At 43.5% G+C, this 17,780-nt stretch carries 15 protein-coding genes; 13 read left to right on the forward strand and 2 right to left on the reverse strand.

The window, feature by feature from the left end; all coding sequences use genetic code 11:
* The first annotated feature begins 9 nt into the window (after positions 1 to 9).
* The 10 genes from Ga0466249_RS16910 to Ga0466249_RS16955 all read left to right on the forward strand — a co-directional run bounded on the left by Ga0466249_RS16910 (position 10) and on the right by Ga0466249_RS16955 (position 12,004).
* Complete coding sequence (locus tag Ga0466249_RS16910) at positions 10 to 972, forward strand: polyprenyl synthetase family protein (protein ID WP_312889790.1); 963 nt, start codon at positions 10 to 12, stop codon at positions 970 to 972.
* Between the two features lie 26 nt (positions 973 to 998).
* The gene (locus tag Ga0466249_RS16915; RefSeq protein WP_215830660.1) at positions 999 to 1,547 is read left to right on the forward strand and encodes a HyaD/HybD family hydrogenase maturation endopeptidase; all 549 of its coding nucleotides are present in this window, start codon (positions 999 to 1,001) and stop codon (positions 1,545 to 1,547) included.
* On the forward strand, positions 1,528 to 3,777 hold the full coding sequence (gene hypF, locus Ga0466249_RS16920) for a carbamoyltransferase HypF (protein ID WP_215830661.1): 2,250 nt from the start codon (positions 1,528 to 1,530) through the stop codon (positions 3,775 to 3,777). The genes Ga0466249_RS16915 and hypF overlap by 20 nt, the downstream gene beginning before the upstream one ends.
* Positions 3,778 to 3,779: 2 nt before the next feature.
* Positions 3,780 to 3,998 carry a HypC/HybG/HupF family hydrogenase formation chaperone gene (locus Ga0466249_RS16925; RefSeq protein WP_215830662.1) on the forward strand — a complete coding sequence of 73 codons (219 nt, stop codon included), beginning with the start codon at positions 3,780 to 3,782 and terminating at the stop codon, positions 3,996 to 3,998.
* A complete protein-coding gene (gene hypD / locus Ga0466249_RS16930) occupies positions 3,991 to 5,088 on the forward strand; it encodes a hydrogenase formation protein HypD (protein ID WP_215830663.1) in 1,098 nt (365 codons plus the stop codon). Before Ga0466249_RS16925 ends, hypD begins: the two co-directional genes overlap by 8 nt.
* Positions 5,085 to 6,095: a hydrogenase expression/formation protein HypE gene (gene hypE / locus Ga0466249_RS16935; protein ID WP_215830664.1), complete on the forward strand. Its 1,011-nt coding sequence runs from the start codon at positions 5,085 to 5,087 to the stop codon at positions 6,093 to 6,095. The genes hypD and hypE overlap by 4 nt, the downstream gene beginning before the upstream one ends.
* A gap of 942 nt (positions 6,096 to 7,037) precedes the next feature.
* Positions 7,038 to 7,991, forward strand: coding sequence for an arsenosugar biosynthesis radical SAM (seleno)protein ArsS (gene arsS, locus Ga0466249_RS16940; RefSeq protein WP_215830665.1), 954 nt, complete (start codon positions 7,038 to 7,040; stop codon positions 7,989 to 7,991).
* 372 nt (positions 7,992 to 8,363) lie between these two features.
* Complete coding sequence (locus Ga0466249_RS16945; protein WP_215830666.1) at positions 8,364 to 8,627, forward strand: TM1266 family iron-only hydrogenase system putative regulator; 264 nt, start codon at positions 8,364 to 8,366, stop codon at positions 8,625 to 8,627.
* A gap of 142 nt (positions 8,628 to 8,769) precedes the next feature.
* Positions 8,770 to 10,224: a PocR ligand-binding domain-containing protein gene (locus Ga0466249_RS16950; RefSeq protein WP_215830667.1), complete on the forward strand. Its 1,455-nt coding sequence runs from the start codon at positions 8,770 to 8,772 to the stop codon at positions 10,222 to 10,224.
* A 250-nt stretch (positions 10,225 to 10,474) separates the two neighbouring features.
* Positions 10,475 to 12,004: a hypothetical protein gene (locus tag Ga0466249_RS16955; RefSeq protein WP_215830668.1), complete on the forward strand. Its 1,530-nt coding sequence runs from the start codon at positions 10,475 to 10,477 to the stop codon at positions 12,002 to 12,004.
* On the opposite strand, the gene Ga0466249_RS16960 is transcribed toward Ga0466249_RS16955, so the two are convergent.
* Together Ga0466249_RS16960 and nadE are read right to left on the reverse strand one after the other, a co-directional pair.
* Positions 12,001 to 12,891, reverse strand: a complete 891-nt coding sequence (locus tag Ga0466249_RS16960) for a radical SAM protein (RefSeq protein ID WP_215830669.1) — start codon at positions 12,889 to 12,891, stop codon at positions 12,001 to 12,003. The genes Ga0466249_RS16955 and Ga0466249_RS16960 overlap by 4 nt on opposite strands.
* Positions 12,881 to 14,803 (reverse strand): NAD(+) synthase, encoded by a 1,923-nt coding sequence (gene nadE, locus Ga0466249_RS16965; RefSeq protein WP_215830670.1) that lies wholly within the window; start codon positions 14,801 to 14,803, stop codon positions 12,881 to 12,883. The genes Ga0466249_RS16960 and nadE overlap by 11 nt, the downstream gene beginning before the upstream one ends.
* A 246-nt stretch (positions 14,804 to 15,049) precedes the next feature.
* Here nadE and ybaK point away from each other — a divergent pair, with 246 nt between their 5' ends.
* From ybaK to thrC, 3 genes are read left to right on the forward strand one after another with little or no spacing between them, the layout of a single operon-like run.
* Complete coding sequence (gene ybaK / locus Ga0466249_RS16970) at positions 15,050 to 15,526, forward strand: Cys-tRNA(Pro) deacylase (RefSeq protein WP_215830671.1); 477 nt, start codon at positions 15,050 to 15,052, stop codon at positions 15,524 to 15,526.
* A gap of 39 nt (positions 15,527 to 15,565) precedes the next feature.
* Positions 15,566 to 16,234, forward strand: coding sequence for a B3/B4 domain-containing protein (locus tag Ga0466249_RS16975; protein WP_215830672.1), 669 nt, complete (start codon positions 15,566 to 15,568; stop codon positions 16,232 to 16,234).
* A gap of 13 nt (positions 16,235 to 16,247) precedes the next feature.
* Positions 16,248 to 17,744 carry a threonine synthase gene (gene thrC / locus Ga0466249_RS16980; protein WP_215830673.1) on the forward strand — a complete coding sequence of 499 codons (1,497 nt, stop codon included), beginning with the start codon at positions 16,248 to 16,250 and terminating at the stop codon, positions 17,742 to 17,744.
* The last annotated feature ends 36 nt before the right edge of the window (positions 17,745 to 17,780 follow it).

Below are 17,780 nucleotides of genomic sequence, written 5' to 3' on the forward strand. Positions count from 1 at the left end.
GGTGATTTTGTGAAACGATCCACCATATTTGATTTGGTACAAAACGAACTGATGGCAATCAAAACGGAGCTTGCTTCTGCAATACGATCTCAGGACGATTTAGTGACCGATATGGGTAGTCATTTATTTTTGGCCGGTGGCAAATGTTTACGGCCCGGCTTATATTTTTTATGCGCACGGAATAGTCGGAAAATTTTATCGGAAAAAATGCCGGTTGCTGTAGCCATTGAATTAATTCATATGGCTACTTTGGTACATGACGATATTCTCGACAATGCTGCAGTTCGGCGAGGAGTATCAACGGCAAATGCCCGTTGGGGGAACCACGCTTCAGTATTAGCCGGCGATTATCTTTTTGCTAAAGCTTTTTCACTTATTGCCGAGGCAAATGCGCAAGCTCTTAAAGTTCTCTCTGATGTCATCTGCGCGATATGCGAAGGGGAAGTCAGCCAGATTCGGGATAAATTCAATCCGTATCGAACTGAAGCGGATTACCTGAAGCGGATTGCCCAAAAAACAGCTTGTTTTATTGCGGTTAGCTGTGAATTAGGCGCAATGGCAGCCCAGTTAGATACTACTACGGTGAAGGCACTGCATCAATACGGCTATGCTGTCGGAATGGCCTATCAGATTACAGATGATATCTTAGATATTACCGCATCGGAGGAACAAATTGGGAAACCAGTTGGTAACGATTTACGCCAAGGGGTCTTGACTCTTCCTGTTATTTATGTCCTGCGAACAAGTCCACGGCAGGATGAGTTACAAAAGCTAATTCTTGCCAAAGACATGTCTGACTCAAAATTACAACAATGCATGAACATAATTCATGAGACTAGCGCTGTTGAATATACTTATCAACGGATGAGCCAATATTTAGAACTCGCGCGTCAGAGTATACCAAGCTCGCTTGATGATGATGTGCGGGAGGCACTACACGCAGTCGTCGATTTTGTCGGTCGTGGCAAATAATAATTGGATGGGGAATAGGAGATAAAATGGCTGCAACAATAACGGTGCTGGGCATTGGAAACATTTTATTACAAGATGAAGGATTTGGCGTTAGAATCATTGAAAAACTCCATCGGCGTTATCAATTTTCGGATGCCGTACAGGTTCTTGATGGCGGTACACTTGGCATGGATTTATTGCGGTTTATTACTGGGACTACAAAATTATTGGTAGTTGACGCAATTAGTGGTGGTAGGCCGCCAGGGACTTTTTACCGATTTGCTGGTAATGAAGTAAAAGCATATTTTCGAGATAAGGTTTCTTTACATGAACTCGGAATAAAAGATGTGCTGGCTGTGCTGGAGGTATTGGGTGAACCAATAGCTGAAGTAGTAGTCATCGGGGTAGAGGCGGCGACGGCAGTATTTGAACCGGGTTTGGAGCTTACTCCGATTGTCGCGGGGATGGTAGATAAAACGGTGACTGCAGTTATCGCCCAGCTTAAGGAATGGCAAGTGGAATTGGTGGAAAGGGACTCATGCTATTCACCAATGAGCAACGTAATGGGAGTGGCCGATGAAACGGATACAGATTAGTATTACAGGTATCGTTCAAGGGGTAGGTTTCCGTCCCTTTGTTTATAACCTAGCGCAACGGTATAAATTAGGCGGTTGGGTGCTAAACGATGCTAGCGGGGTACAGGTCGAAGTTGAAGGAGACTCTGGCGCGCTGGATGATTTTGTGGCAAGCTTGAAGATTGAGGCGCCAGCCCAGGCGGTTATTACAGATATGATCGTGATGCCACAGCCAGCTCGGAGCGAAACATTATTTGAAATCAAACCGAGCAGGATGTCAGCCGCTCGGTCGACGTTCGTATCGCCTGACATTGCTACCTGTTCTGACTGCCGTCGAGAAATAGCCGATCCTAACAACAGACGGTTTGGCTATGCTTTTACCAATTGCACTAATTGTGGGCCGCGCTACTCCATTATTACCGATGTTCCTTATGACCGGATGCGTACCACTATGGGTGAATTCACTATGTGCCCGGCTTGTCAGGCCGAGTATAACGATCCGAATAATCGACGTTTTCACGCTCAGCCTAATGCTTGTCCAATTTGCGGTCCGTCTTATCGGTTGCTTACCCAACAGGCCCGAGAGCTAGAGGGCGATCCACTGCTCGCGGCGCGTCGTCTGATAAATGACGGTGCTATTCTAGCAGTCAAGGGAATTGGTGGTTATCATCTGGTTTGCGATGCTACGAATGACAAAGCAGTTTCTGCATTAAGAAACCGCAAGGTCCGGGAGGAAAAACCTTTTGCCGTAATGTGCGGTAGCCTGGAGACTGTTCGGCGGCATTGCCTGGTGGCAGAGGCAGAAGAACAATTGCTTACAGGTGCTGTCCGGCCTATTGTTTTGCTGGCTAAGGGGACGGAGTACGGTCTGGCTGAGACCGTAGCACCGGGCAATGCCTATCTCGGGGTACTGCTGCCATATGCACCTGTCCACTGGCTGTTATTTGATCCCGGGGATGTCTGGGTGATGACCAGTGGTAATACAAGTGAGGAGCCGATTGCCTATACGGATGACGATGCTATTGGCAGATTGGCCGGGATTGCTGACTATTTTCTGATTCATAATCGAAGTATTCATTGCCGGTCCGATGATTCAGTAGCTCGGATTTTCCAAAATAAGCCTTATATTTTGCGCCGTGGCCGGGGATTGGCTCCTGCGCCTATCCGTATGGCGTGGCAAGGACCGCCAGTATTAGCTGCTGGTGGTGAATTAAAAAATACTTTTTGTCTGACAAAAGGAAATACGGCTTTTGTCAGTACTCATATAGGCGATCTGGAAAACATGGCAACTTTCGGAGCCTACACCGCAGCCATCAAACATTACCAACGTCTTTTTGAAATCCGCCCGGAAGTAGTGGCCTGTGACTTTCACCCTGAATACTTGTCCACTAAATATGCAGAGAGTTTGAATTTGCCAAGGATTACCGTACAACATCATCATGCCCATATTGCCAGTGTGTTGGCCGAGCATGGACTGAACGAACAGGTCATTGGCATTGCTTTCGATGGGACAGGCTACGGGAGCGACGGTCATCTTTGGGGCGGCGAATTCCTACTAGCCGATTGCCGAGAATTTACTCGAATGGCACAATGCCGTTACTTGCCGCTACCTGGTGGGAGTATGGCCATTAAAGAGCCATGGCGAATGGCAGCCTGGATGCTCAATAAACTGTATGGCACTGAATTTGTCAATATGGATATCCCGCTGATACCCCTCTTACCGGATAATTGGCAATTTGTGATTCAGGCAGCGTCGAAAGGAATCAATGCTCCGCTCACGTCGGGTGCCGGGCGCTTGTTTGACATTGCGGCCGCTCTCCTTGGCATCCGGACTCATATCAATTACGAAGGTCAAGCGGCGATTGAACTGGAAATGGCTGCGGCTGGCACCAAGGGATTTGTTCTGCCCTACACCATTATGCCAGGAAATATATACGAGTTGGATTTTAGGCCGACGTTTATCGCAGTTGTTGAAGCTGTGATGAGGGGAGCTAGGCAAGCCGAACTGGCGGCGGCGTTTCACACGACAATGGCGGTGGCGATAGTCGACATGACCCAGCGTTTAAGTAAGATAACAGGAATTAGAAAAGTTGCTTTAAGTGGCGGCGTTTTTCAGAATATGACCCTTTTGCGGCAAGTAATGAGCATGCTGGAAGGGAATTTTACCGTATTGCTCAACCGCCATGTGCCACCGAATGATGGCGGACTGGCTCTTGGTCAGGCGGCAGTCGCAATCGAAAGGAGCAGATAAAGATGTGTTTGGCGATACCAGCAAAATTGATCGGTAAAATAGATAGGCTCGCGACGGTAGAAGTAGGTGGTATAACTCGCAAAGTCAGCTTGATGCTTTTGCCAGATGCTCAAGTCGGTGATTTTGTGCTCGTTCATGCTGGCTTTGCCATCCAGACGGTAGAAGAGGAAGAAGCAAAGCGTACCATGGAACTTTTGAAGGAGCTGACCGAGCTTGCCTAATAATCAAGGTGATGAAATACGCCAAGCCGCCGCAGTTCTTGTAAAGGAAATTGATCGGCTTGTCAAGCAACCAGTGCGTATAATGGAAGTATGTGGTACGCACACTGTGGCGATTTTCAGAGCAGGCATCCGTCAGCTATTACCATCTCAAGTGGAGTTGGTCAGCGGGCCGGGTTGTCCGGTATGTGTCACTCCCAATGATTATCTTGATACGGCTATTGCCTATAGCCGCTGTGACGACGTAATCATTACCACTTTCGGTGATATGCTGCGGGTACCTGGGTCATCTTCTAGTTTGAGAGCGGAAAAAGCGGTTGGAGCCGACGTTCGAATTGTTTATTCACCGCTGGAAAGCCTGGATATTGCTGCTAGCAATCCAGGAAAAAAGATTATTTTTCTGGCCATCGGATTTGAAGCAACGGCACCGACTGCCGCTGCCACTGTGTTGACTGCTGAGAAGCTAGGCCTAGACAATTTTTATGTGCTTTCCGCGCATAAACTGGTGCCACCGGCTTTGCGCGCTCTAATGGCAGATAGGAAGGTGAAGGTAGACGGTTTTTTATTGCCAGGTCACGTTAGTGCCATCATCGGTGAACAGCCTTATCATTTTTTGGAGCGGGAATATCATGTGCCCGCCATTATTGCCGGATTTGAGCCGTTGGATATTTTACAGTCGGTCTATATGCTGGTTAAGCAGATCCATACAGGTACAGCTGTGGTGGAAAATCAATACAGCCGCGTAGTCAAGCCCGGTGGCAATCAGGTGGCGCGACAGGTGCTGGCTCAAGTATACGAGGAAGCCGATGCGACTTGGCGGGGAATAGGGGTTATGCAGGGGTCGGGGCTGAGAGTAAATAGTAAGTATCGCCGCTTTGACGTTAGAGTCCGTTTGCCAGTTCAAGTGGAAAATACCTGCGAAGATGCGGCCTGCCGTTGCGGCGAGGTTTTGCGCGGATTAGTCAAGCCCGCCGACTGCCTGCTATTCGGTAAGACATGTGTTCCTGAACATCCGGTGGGGTCGTGCATGGTATCAGTAGAAGGAACTTGTGCGGCTTGGTACAAATACGGAGCCTGGAGGTGGCAGAAGTGAAAAATGAAAGAATTCAACTAGCGCATGGTAGTGGAGGTAAACTAAGCCAGGAACTGGTGGCAAAGGTGATGGTGCCTGCTTTCGACAATGAGGTACTCAATGAATTGCATGATGGTGCCAAAGTTACTATTCAAGGGGCTAGGCTGGCCTTCACCACTGATTCCTATGTTGTCAAACCGTTGTTTTTTGCCGGTGGCGACATCGGCAAATTGGCAGTGTGTGGCACAGTAAATGATTTGTCGATGACGGGTGCCATTCCCAGTTATATTTCCGCCGGGTTTATTATCGAAGAAGGTTTTCCTTTTGCCGATCTTTCCCGGATTGTCGAGTCGATGCGGGTGGCAGCGGAGGAAGCGGGAGTTCTTATCGTCACCGGCGACACCAAGGTCGTGGGAAAAGGCGCAGTTGACGGAATCTATATAAATACAGCGGGAATTGGTTCTGTCATAGAAGGGACCGATATATCCCCATCGAAGGTTCGTCCGGAACAGGATATTATTCTCAGCGGTTGTGTTGGCGATCATTCGATAGCTGTTATGGCAGGGAGGCACGATCTGAGCTTGCCGCAAACGATTACCAGCGACTGCGCACCTTTGAATGGGTTGGTAAAAGAGATCCTGGCGGCGGTGCCCCAAGTCGCGGTGCTTAGAGATCCCACCAGGGGTGGATTGGCCGCAACACTCAATGAAATTGCTATGCAGGCCGGGGTTGGTATTATTGTCGAAGAAACGGCCATTCCGATCCGGCCTGAGGTTGTAGCGGTCTGTGAAATAATGGGTTTTGATCCATTGTATCTCGCCAATGAGGGAAAAATGTTGATTTTTGTTGAATCTCAATTTAGCGCAGAAGTACTGGCAATTATGAAAGCACATAAATACGGAAGAGCGGCTCAGGTCATTGGTAAAGTGACTGCCTCCCCTGCGGGACAGGTCGGTGTGCGTAGCTTAATTGGCGGAGTTAGGTTGCTAGATATGCCAGTAGGTGAGCAACTCCCTCGAATTTGTTAAGAGTCCATCAAGAAGGTAAAGACCAATGATCGGTTGTACCAAAAGCCTCCAACTATTTTACTAGAAGCTAAGATGTGCAATGTATTTTTATAACTAAGAATTATCTTGAATTGGGTGTGCAAAACGAAACTGTACTGCTGCAGTTTCGTTTTTCTGTCGATTGCAAATTAATTATAACTTGCAATCGACAGAATTTTTGTTGTATAATGATTTAAGGAGGAAAAAAATGGCGATTAACGGGGTTAGTGCGGATTTTGATGTTGAAAAGCTGCCATCTGCCATGCTTCGTCTTGAGGGAGATTTATGATTGGGACGATGCAATATTCGTTCGTTTCGGTCCAACGTTCTCAGGTCGCAGGGCTGAAGGCATCGGGTATCTGAGTTTAAATTTGCGTAACCAAAGCAAAAACTGAATAAAACAGTGCCAATGTGAAGCGTCGATTTTTATTGCTTATGAAAACGATATTTTCAAGAAGAATGGACTGAATGTGGAACTCGTCAAAATAAACGCGGCAACCTTGAAGGAAGGCCTTGCGGATGAGCGACCTCGTTTAACGTTTATTAGTAGATTTATGAATTTAAGGAAGGAGTAGTGTAATGGGAGATACTTAGCAAGCTTCCATTACTGCGGCGATTAAACTTGCCATGGGTTATAGCGTGGTCGGTCATTGCGGCGGAGATTTCGTAAATTTTGCTATGGCGGGCGTAAACTTGTTGTGGGCGGAGTCTGGTTCTAATCCACGGGATAGAAAGCAAATACGGTGATAGGCGGGACCGTGGCCATACGGCGGGAAGCATTTCAAGAAGTCGGTCGGGAAATAGTGGAAGGCCCATTAGCGCTGTTCGGCGGCAAGTAAAATTAACAAGCGCATCAGCAATAAACAGTAAATTGGTCAATGCTCTAAAGAGAACGCATTAAAAAAAATAGGAGTGAAGAAAATCATGAACAAGTTTCAGGAGTATGTTGACAAGGCAAAGCAATCGCTGATAAGGGATACCATTGATTGCATACAGGTGAATATGGGCTATTTGTGCAACCTGCAGTGCCTTCATTGTCACGTGGAAGCCGGGCCTGGCCGTCAGGAGACGATGAGTCTGGCGGTTGTGGAGGATTGTCTGCGATTTGCTCAAAGCGCCGGGGAAATTGACGTGGATATTACTGGCGGTTCGCCGGAAATGAATCGTCATTTGACGCATTTTATCAGTAGTCTTCGGCAAATAAAATCTGTCAAGCGGATCATAGTGCGATCTAATCTGGCAATTTTGCAGGATTCGGCGTATAGTCATCTGCCAGAGTTTTTTGCTGCGAACGGGGTGGAAATTGTCGCTTCTATGCCCTGCTATACGGAGAGTAATGTTACCGCCCAGCGTGGCAAGGGCGTATATTCCGCCAACATTGAAGTTCTGAAGCAATTGAATAGTCTCGGCTATGGCACTGGAAAACCCGAACTGAAACTGAGTCTGGTGTATAATCCTGGCGGTGACTGTCTACCCGGTCCTCAGAGTGAACTGGAGGTTGCTTACAAAGAAAATCTGGGCAATGATTTTGGCATTACGTTTGACACTCTTTTTACAATAACAAATATGCCGATTGGTCGGTTCCGCACCGATTTGGTGAACAAGGAATTGCTTGATGATTACATGGATTTGCTTATCAGCAATTTTAATGCTAAAAACTTGGAGAAGGTCATGTGTCGAAAGCAGATAAACGTGGATTGGAAAGGCAGGCTGTTTGACTGTGACTTCAATCAGATGCTCCAGGTGCCTGCTTCCACTTCTGGCACCATCGATAGCGTAACGGCCAGGGACTTGGTGGGTTTGACAATTAAGACGGGTGATCACTGTTTCGGTTGTACTGCCGGTGCAGGGAGCAGTTGCCAGGGGAGCTTTGCGTAAGCCGACGCGAGCCAGAACCGAATTTCTAGCAATGACCCGTAGATAGAATTCTGAAAGAAAACATTCCAAACGTTAAAACCAGGAAATAAGCTTTGTTTTTTTGTCTGGATTTATGCTAAAATATATATATTGTTGGTGAGCTGTTTGAGATTGAGTGATCCCCATTCTTTCTTGCAGCAAACCATGAGTAAGTGATAAACAAAGTAATCGTTCTGAATACATGAGGGGTTGTCCCAAATGAGAAGGCGAGAGAATAGGTGTAATACATGGAGGAGCATATTGCGTGTATGTTCCCATTTTATTATTGACATTTCTATCCTTGTGCCTATTTGGGTACAAGGATTTTTACATTGAAGAGAAAGGAGTTATTTTATGGAAACTAGAATTGCCCTCATTGGAATTGTCGTTGAAAATACGGATTCTGTCAGAAAACTTAACGAAATTCTTCACGAATACGGAGAATACATTGTAGGTAGAATGGGAATTCCCTACGCTAAACGTAATATTTCAGTTATTAGCATTGTTATGGATGCACCTAGTGATATTGTCAGTGCTCTCTCCGGCAAGTTAGGAATGATTCCCTATGATAATATTAAAACGGTATATTCTAAGCTATCTTCAAGCGCAGATGAATGACAAGCAGGCGTTTTTTTTATGATGAATCGATGCTGAACAGTGAAAAATCTGTTTAAACTTGGTAAAAATGGAGGGAAACAGAAATAAATAGCGAAAGTTAGCTATTAATATTTATAATTCTAGACTAAGAGAGTGGAATTACATGGATAGAGAACTATCTTCAATAAAAAACTGTATTCAAGCAAATGTTGAAACCGAAGTGGACTTGAATAATATTCAATTATCGGACGTTATTGATATTGAATTTATACAGCGGTTACAAGATGATTTTGCTAAAGCAGTCGGGGTGGCCAGTGTTACTGTTGATCTTGAGGGACACCCAGTGACTCATCCAAGTAGCTATACTCGATTTTGTATGAATTATATTCATTCAACAGCCTGTGGAGATAAGAGATGTGCAGAATCACACCAGCAGGGTGGGAAAAAGGCAGCACTTCTCGGAAGACCTGTCGTGTATGAATGTCATGCGGGACTTATTGACTTTGCCGCTCCCATTATATTAGAAGGGCAGCAGATCGGAACCATATTAGGAGGTCAAGTACTTACCAATATTCCAAATGAAAAGAAGTACTGTAAAATTGCCCATGAAATTGGAGTTGATGAAGCTGGCTACATTGAAGCATTAGGCGAAATTCGTCACTTAACTAAAGCGAGTGTTGAGGCTGCTGCAAATATACTTTTTATCGTTGCTAACAATATGTCGATGGCAAGATATAATCAAAGGAAATTAGCCGCAAAGTCAACATTATTGAGTCACAGTCTTGATGAAATAGCACAGGCCATGCAAGAAATAGCTAATTCGGCTAAACGGGTCAGGGTAGATCAAGTAAAATTAGATAAAAGCGTTAATCATGTCATGACGAGTAAAATCGATGAAGTGATGGATCTAACCAGGACAATTGCTGATATGATAGCAGTACAGAAAACAGAAATGGCTCGTTTAGATAGACTTAATTTAATTGGCGAAATGGCAGCCAGTATTGGTCATGAAATTAGAAATCCGCTTACTACTGTTAGAGGATTTTTACAGTATTTTTCTAATAAAATCGAATTAAAGAAATATAGTGGTGATTTTGATGTTATGATTGAAGAATTAGACCGGGCTAATGAGATTATTACTGAATTTCTTTCTTTGTCAAAAAATCGTATCGTAGACTTAAAGGTATTGGATTTAAATCGAATCATAAAAAAAATCATGCCTTTGCTTCAGGCAAAGGGCATGATTAAAAATATTGATATTAAACTTGAACTTGAACATATTCCACGATTATTATTAGATGAAAAAAGATTTATACAATTACTTTTAAATCTAGTTATCAATTCAATTGAGGCATCTGCGGATGATGGTACTGTAACAATCAAAACATTTATAAGGAATGAAACCCCCGTTTTGGCAGTAAGTGATAGGGGTTATGGTATTTCTAAAAGTATTTTAGAGAAGCTTGGAACTCCCTTTGTGTCGACTAAATCGCAAGGAACAGGTCTAGGATTAGCTGTATGCTATAGAATTGCCGAGGATCATTCCGCATTAATAAATATTCATAGTCAGGAAGGTGAAGGAACTACAGTTGAAGTCATATTTAATGCTATTGTTTAGTGAAACTCCAAATTAAACATTTGAACGAAATCCCTCCTAGTATATTATCATACAACGGGAGGAATTTGGGAATTTTGTCGGCAAAAGCCTTTTATGGGGGATCTTGCCGACTGTTTTATTGGAATTTAAAAGGCTTGTTTGTTCATATAGCCTCATTAGGGGATGTTCTTGATTTGTCATTGGAATTCTCGTGTTAAAAGATGGTATAATAAATAATGATAGGGACAGATAAAGGAGATTCATGGGTTATATGGACAATGTTTATGAAAAAGTTCGGATTTTTTACGAACAAGATGAATTACAAGAAGATACTGTTTTTAGCCGTGAGTGGGTCGAAGGCTTTTTGCGCCAACAGGCTTGGCATGGTAGCAGTGATAAACAATTAGATGCCGTGTGGTCTTATTTAAAGCTGTTTGCAGCTTATCTGCTTAGGCAAAATGAGTATGTCAATGATTTAGATATTGATGATTATCACGAGGCATTGCAATGGATTCATAGTCGAGTTGCTGAATTTGACTGGACACTTGCAAATGTTCGTCGGTTTTTTGCCGTTTTACACGACTTTTTCGAATACCTGAAAAACAAAAATATTGTCCGTGATTGTGAAGTTTTACAAGCAGCGACGATGGAAATTACGGGTGGAAAACAGCTGAATGTGCGAAAAAGACGGCACACAAAGAAAATGTCAACAAACATGATGGAGGATGATTCCGCAGAAGAAGAGTCTTTTGATGAAATAGCCCGTGTTGTAGCTACTACGATTGAAGATCTCATGAATAGGATAGGCAAATATTTCCAACAAGGCGAGTTTATGAAAGATTTTCGGCGGGCTCTCTATTTGTACACAGGTCCGTTTGAAAGTGTTCCAAGTCAGGAAGATCGTGAATTTTGGCTGGGTTTTTGGGATTATTTTCTGTTTGATTATCATTTGATTGCCAGTGATATCGTGCCTCTTCAATATTTTAGTGATGATCATGCTGATAATCTATCTGTCCAAGAAGTACAATTTTTGACGGAATTACTAAATGCTAGGTATACGGTTTTTTATATTCGCCGCATTATTGACGAAGATTTTGTGGAGTGTATTAATTTATTTACTAATGAGACCTTTCGATTGCCTCAGCCTGAGTTTAATTATCAAAAAATTAAGCGCATGCTATTTTTTGGGCATGTTTTTTCTGGTGAGATTACGCTGATTAATTATGTAGCAAGTATTGAAGTGAGTCCAATTCTTAGACAGCGTATCAAAGAAGAATTGATTATGCAAAAGAAAATTTTCGAAGTAAAAGAACCAGGTGCGACGTGGCAGCAGTTTTTGAGTCGTCAGGCCTTAAATGTAAAATATACGGTTGATATTTTATTGTCTTTGGCGAAAGTGAATATTACGCCATTTAACTTGGTGCTAAAAGAGTACAAAAAAAGCAATAAACCCATTGGGTATACTGCTGTTACGAGATCTTTGGCGGAAATCATGCCTGTTTTCGGTTTTTCTAAGTATGATATTCAGTTAGCACAGCAGCTTTGGGCTGATTATTGTCATGCAGCTCATTTTAAACTGAATGATCACGAATTATGGGCGGCAGCGGTGATTTATATTTATAGTAAAATCAATGGCCATCCCCATGTGATGGCAACGAAATTAGCCAGGGAAATTTTCAAACCCAGTGCTGCGGGTATTTATTCTTATGCTCGCAGATTAAAAAAGGTTTTGGGACTCGAAGCCTTTGATCAACGGTATTTAAGTGAAGAAGGGTTTATCTTTATGTTACTGAAAAATTAAAAATGTTCGATGGCGTTGTAGCGCAGCATTTGTTTGTTTTTAAACTGTTCGATTCGTTCATAGGCGGATGCGAGCAGTTTTTCTTTGTCGTTAGGCAAATTTCCTGCGAGTGGAAGCAGATTAGAAATGTGATTGCTTCGAAAAATACACGGTTTTGTCACTTCAACATGAGCTAGAAAAGAGGAAAGTTCCGTCATGAGCTGCGAAGCATTTAATGGGGTGAATTGACCCTGTTCCGCCAGCTTTCTAAGCGGTGTGTTTTCATGAAGCATGAGGGTTAGTGCACTAAGCATGGTCGGCTCGATGGCGCTGACGACCTTGGCCGTGTTTAAGGCATGCTGTTCCGTAAGGGCCAATCCGCCAGCTCCTAAGATGACCATCAGAGATAACTTGATTCCAGACTGAACTACCTTTTGTCCGGCTTCAGTCATTTCGGCAGCTGTGACGCCTTTGTTTAGCAAAGTCAGTACTTCATCGTCGCCGCTTTCTAGGCCTAGATAGATGATCTTTAGCCCTGCTGTTTTTAGTTGAGCTAATTCAGCAGGTGATTTGCGCAGAATATCGCGCGGACCGCCATAGCAGGTAATGCGCGTCAGTGAGGGAAAGGATTGATGGAGCCACTCCATAATGATCAGCAGCTTTTCTGTTGATAAGACGAGAGCATTGCCGTCAGCTAAGAATACGCGACGCATAGTAGGATAGGTAGCTGCTGCTGATTGAATGAGTGAATGGATTTCTTCCATAGATCGGGCACGAAAGGTTACGTCGCGATACATGCTGCAAAAAGTGCAGCTGTTATGAGAACAGCCAATGGTGACGCGCAGAATGAGACTGCGGGCTTCACTTGGCGGGCGAAAAACCATCCCTTCTGCTTGATCAACATACATAATGAGGATCTCCTTCGTGTAAAAGTTGTTCTTTCATTTTTGTATAAGTACGCGTATAATATGTTTTATTTTGGGCTTCACGATGATCAAAGCCAAAGGCGCGACGGCTTACGGCAAGGACGGGTGGTGCTTGAATTCTTTTGGCTAAGCCCATGCCAGTGTAAAGATTCCACCAACGTTCAAGATCAGAAGTAAAGTCTTTGGGTGTGGCGAAATATTTTTTTACCACACCTTGGTTGCAGCCAAGCTTTTCTTCTAAAACTCCAGCGACGTACCAAGTGAGAATGTCTTCGGGTGTGGCACGGTCCCAACGCTCCACAAAGGAGCGAAAGAGAAAATCGTGATAAGGATAGATAATGGGGTCTCCTTTGCCTTCATCAACTGATTGAGCTGCTGATAGTTCGGCACTGGGAACAATCTCGATAGTTTCTCTTGGAATAACTTCTTGCTGATAAATGTGCTCGTTGAGATAATGAGCCAGTTCATAGATCTGATATTTCCAGAGATCTGCCGTAGCTGCTAAGAAACCGGCCTCATCGCCGTAAAGTGTACAATAACCTACAGTCATTTCGCTCTTATTGGCATTGCACGTAAAGGCACCGCCAAATGCGGCAGCCACTCCGGCTAAGAGACGCGAGGAACGATCACGCGCCTGAATATTTTCTTTTACAAGGTCAGACAAGGTCAAATAATGGTTTTGTCCTGTTTTAGTATTTTGTATGGCTGTTTTAGTGAGCTGGTTCATAGTAAGATTGGCAGCTTCTTCAATAGGTAGTACGCAGTATTGGCAATGCAAATTTTTAGCTAGCTTTTCTGCTGCCGAGATGGTTGTTTTCGAGTTAAAGCGGCTGGGCATATTGACAAGAAGAATCCGATCAGGGTCGATGATCCTAGCATAGAGGGCGGCATTTACTGCTGAATCAATTCCTCCTGAGATACCGATTACGATACGCTTTATGCCTGTTGATTCGAGAAATTTTTCCATACCATAGACAAGAGCCTCATAGAGACTGGCAATTGTTTGATCATCAGGAAGATCAGCTGACGGTGATTTAGCAGCGGGAGCTTTTAAATCAAATGGAACAATTTGTAGTGTTTCTGTAAAGGCGGGACAGGTCGTTACAATTGTTCCATTTGAATCATAGATCGTACTGCAGCCATCAAAGGTATAGACTGTTTTTCCATTGTTTTGTAGACCGACTTGATTGACATAAATAAGTGGAGTCGACTGTTTACGTATTTGGCGGCAAAAGACACGGTGCCTTTTACCGTTTTTACCTGCTGTAAAGGGTGAACTGGAGATATTAACGAAAAGATCAATCGGATGGTTTTGACCGAGATAACGCATGGGTTTATCTGTATAGTCATCAACCCAGCCGTCTTCGCAGATAAGACAGCCAATAGACAACTTTTTCCCATTCAACATGATAGTGATGGGCTGGAGAAAGTCTTGTATTTGTACATGATGATCAGCGGCTAAGTTTTGAAGACTGTAAAAATGACGATTATCATCAAATTCGCGATAATTCGGTAATAAAGTTTTAATACGAAAAGGATAGGGAAAAGTGGGATTCTCGATAAAATTTCCGTTTTGTGCGGTAAAGAAGGCATTGTATTTACGGACACGACCGTCATTGTTACGTAAATTCCAGTCACAACCTATATTACCAAACATAATGACAATGTCCTGTGCTGCTGCGGCAATCTGTCTCCCGTAAGCTTCGCAATCACGCAAAAAGGCTGATTGCTCCCATAAGTCGCCGAGCAAATAGCCTGGAATGGCCAATTCGGGAAAAATAATGAGGTCAGCGTGTTTTAGCCGGGCCTCAGAAATCATCTGTAGCATTTTTTGCGTATTTAAATCAGGGCGTCCTGGAACAACTTCCATTTGGCCTAAAGCAATGTTCAACAATGATCTGCACCTCTTCTGAACAGAATAATTGAATTTGTTTTCATGATTCTCTATGAAACGTCATATGTCCTGTTTTATTGCTTAAAAAACTGTCGGGAGGAAGCATGAAATAGGAGGAAATGAGTAAAATTTATGAGATTTTATTTAATAAAGCAGGATTATTTGGCAAGGATATAAAATAATAAGTAATGAACTTGCCGTCATGCATTGGACAAGTTTACTACCTTACATTAAGAAGGATTTGTGATGAAAAAGACCAATGCCGCCCGAATTTTAGACGGACTTAAGATAAAGTATGAGTTGCTTTCTTATGCTGTGGATGAAAGTGATGTCAGTGCCAAGCATGTGGCAGAACAGGTTGGACTGCCAGCTGGAAAAATCTTTAAGACCTTAGTGGTTCATGGTGATAGGCAGGGAACTTTAATGGCTGTTGTGCCAGGTAATGGAGAAATTGATTTAAAGGCATTGGCAGTGAGTAGTGGTAATAAGAAGGTCGAATTGGTGCCATTGAAAGAGGTACTGCCTCTTACAGGGTATATTCGCGGTGGTGTTTCGCCTTTGGGGGCGAAAAAGCACTATCCTGTTTATATTGATGAAAGCTGTAACAACTGGCCGACTATTTCTATTAGTGCCGGAATTCGTGGATGTCAGATCGTCATTTCTCCAGCAGATTTGCTCAAGGCAGTGCAAGGTACTTTGTGCGCAATTGTTCGCAGAAATTAGGCGAAATTAGCGTCCTTGGATTTTATCGGGAGGTTCGTCATGAAAATTACTATTCACGAAAACATTAGAGAAATCATGCCCAATTGTCGATTGGGTTATGCCTTTATTGATGAAGCTTCTGTTAAAGGATCATCACCGAAATTGTCACAAGAATTTCATCAACTGCAGCATGAAGTAGCGGCAGCTTATAAAATTGAATTGTTGCCTAGTATTCCGCGGATTGCGGCTGTTCGTTCCATGTATAAAAAAATGGCTTTTGATCCGACACGTTATCGTCCAGCTTCTGAGGCACTTGTCCGCCGTGTACTTAATAGTAAAGGACTTTATTACATTAACAGTGCAGTCGATGTGAATAATTACTGTTCGCTGAAATTTTTAATGCCCTTTGGCTTGTATGATGCAGAGCAAATTGATGGTGACATTGATTATGTTTTAGCTGAGGCAGGCAGCTATGTCAATATTGGAGGAAAAGTCCATTATACGGATCATAAACCCTTTTTGCGGGACAGGCAAGGTGTTTTTGGCAATCCCACATCTGATGCCGGTCGTACTGCCGTGACGCTGCAAACTAAGCAATTGTTATCTATTATTTATGTGGATGAAGAAGTCAGTGACCAGGAAATTGAAGATATTATTGATTTTACAACGGAAATGTTTGTGCGCTACAATGGAGGCGTGGTTCGTAAGCGAGGTATTATTTTTGCATAAGGGAGACTTGTCCATGTATTTTAGCACACGCGGTGCCAAGAACTCAGTATCGTCGGCACAAGCCATTATTGCAGGAATGGCAACAGATGGAGGCTTGTTTGTTCCGAAAGACCTTCCGAAGTTTGAATTGACTGAACTGAAGGGGTTATTAAATAAATCTTATCAAAAGCGGGCTCAAGTAATTTTGGGCCGCTTGTTAGCGGATTATTCGGAAGCCGAGCTTCATCAGTGTATTGAAGCGGCCTATTCGTCTAACAAATTTGATCATAGTGCCGTTGCCCCGCTTGTGGAGCAAGATGAAACAACGGCTGTTTTAGAATTATGGCATGGTCCGACAAGTGCATTTAAAGACATGGCACTACAACTTTTGCCACAACTTCTTGCAACGGCTTTGAGAAAAAGTGACGATACTGATGAGATTGTTATTTTGGTTGCTACGTCAGGCGACACAGGCAAAGCAGCTTTAGAAGGATTTCAAGACGTTGATCAAATTAAAATTATTACCTTTTATCCGGAACATGGTGTAAGTGCCATCCAAAAGTTACAAATGGTGACGCAAGAAGGCCAAAATGTGGCTGTCATTGCTGTTAAAGGCAATTTCGATGATGCTCAAAGCGGTGTAAAAGAAATCTTTCAAGATAAAGGTTTTCAAGCTGAGCTTAGCCGTAAAGCTTTTCAGCTATCTTCAGCTAATTCTATTAATTGGGGTCGGCTAGCACCACAGATTGTATATTACTTTAGTGCCTATCTGGATTGGGTAAAAACAGGTCGGATTGGTTGGGGACAAAAAGTTAATTTTGCTGTTCCGACTGGAAACTTTGGTGACATTCTTGCTGGTTACTATGCCAAAGAGATGGGACTACCTGTTGGCAAGCTGATTTGTGCTTCTAATGCCAATAATGTGCTGACTGATTTTATTCATGAAGGACGTTATGATGCCAAACGGCCCTTTTATCAAACTGCCTCACCATCAATGGATATTTTAATTTCCAGTAATTTAGAGCGGCTGCTGTATCATCTGACACAAGGTGATACAGCGCTTGTCAAGGGTTGGATGGATGAACTGAAGGAGACGGGGTCTTATGAAGTGTCATCTGCTGTTATGGCTAAAATCGAGCAGAACTTTTATGCCGCTTGGATAAATGATGAACAAACAAGAGCGACGATTCAAGCGGTCTATCAGCAGCATCATTATGTACTTGATCCCCATACGGCTGTAGCTTGGCAGGTTGCTGCTGATTATCGGTCAGCAAGCGGCGACGACACTCCCTGTATTATTTTATCAACAGCGAGTCCTTTTAAATTTAATGCGAGCGTTCTTCACGCTATTACAGGTCAATTGCCTGCGACTGGACAGTCGGAATTTGCTTTGCTTGGTGAGCTTGCTCGGCTTACGGGTTGGAAAATTCCGAAGGGGTTGGCCGAGCTTAAGGATAAGTCTGTTTACCATGAACAAAGCTGCCTTCCCAAGAACATGAAGCAAAAAGTTGCACAGGTATTAAATCTGTAAGATAGCAATAAAAAATAACCCTCTCTTAGGACGCGC

The sequence above is a fragment of the Pelorhabdus rhamnosifermentans genome (genome assembly GCF_018835585.1).
In the GTDB taxonomy this organism is placed as follows: Bacteria; Bacillota; Negativicutes; order UMGS1260; family UMGS1260; genus Pelorhabdus; species Pelorhabdus rhamnosifermentans.

Excerpts from the sequence above, each read along its gene's own strand:
- Ga0466249_RS16955 (WP_215830668.1), top strand. The coding sequence starts at position 10,475 with ATGGACAATGTTTATGAAAAAGTTCGGATTTTTTACGAACAAGATGAA.
- Ga0466249_RS16975 (WP_215830672.1), top strand. The coding sequence starts at position 15,566 with ATGAAAATTACTATTCACGAAAACATTAGAGAAATCATGCCCAATTGT.
- Ga0466249_RS16915 (WP_215830660.1), top strand. The coding sequence starts at position 999 with ATGGCTGCAACAATAACGGTGCTGGGCATTGGAAACATTTTATTACAA.
- Ga0466249_RS16950 (WP_215830667.1), top strand. The coding sequence starts at position 8,770 with ATGGATAGAGAACTATCTTCAATAAAAAACTGTATTCAAGCAAATGTT.
- Ga0466249_RS16960 (WP_215830669.1), bottom strand. The coding sequence starts at position 12,891 with ATGTATGTTGATCAAGCAGAAGGGATGGTTTTTCGCCCGCCAAGTGAA.
- arsS (WP_215830665.1), top strand. The coding sequence starts at position 7,038 with ATGAACAAGTTTCAGGAGTATGTTGACAAGGCAAAGCAATCGCTGATA.
- Ga0466249_RS16925 (WP_215830662.1), top strand. The coding sequence starts at position 3,780 with ATGTGTTTGGCGATACCAGCAAAATTGATCGGTAAAATAGATAGGCTC.
- ybaK (WP_215830671.1), top strand. The coding sequence starts at position 15,050 with ATGAAAAAGACCAATGCCGCCCGAATTTTAGACGGACTTAAGATAAAG.
- thrC (WP_215830673.1), top strand. The coding sequence starts at position 16,248 with ATGTATTTTAGCACACGCGGTGCCAAGAACTCAGTATCGTCGGCACAA.
- hypF (WP_215830661.1), top strand. The coding sequence starts at position 1,528 with ATGAAACGGATACAGATTAGTATTACAGGTATCGTTCAAGGGGTAGGT.
- Ga0466249_RS16945 (WP_215830666.1), top strand. The coding sequence starts at position 8,364 with ATGGAAACTAGAATTGCCCTCATTGGAATTGTCGTTGAAAATACGGAT.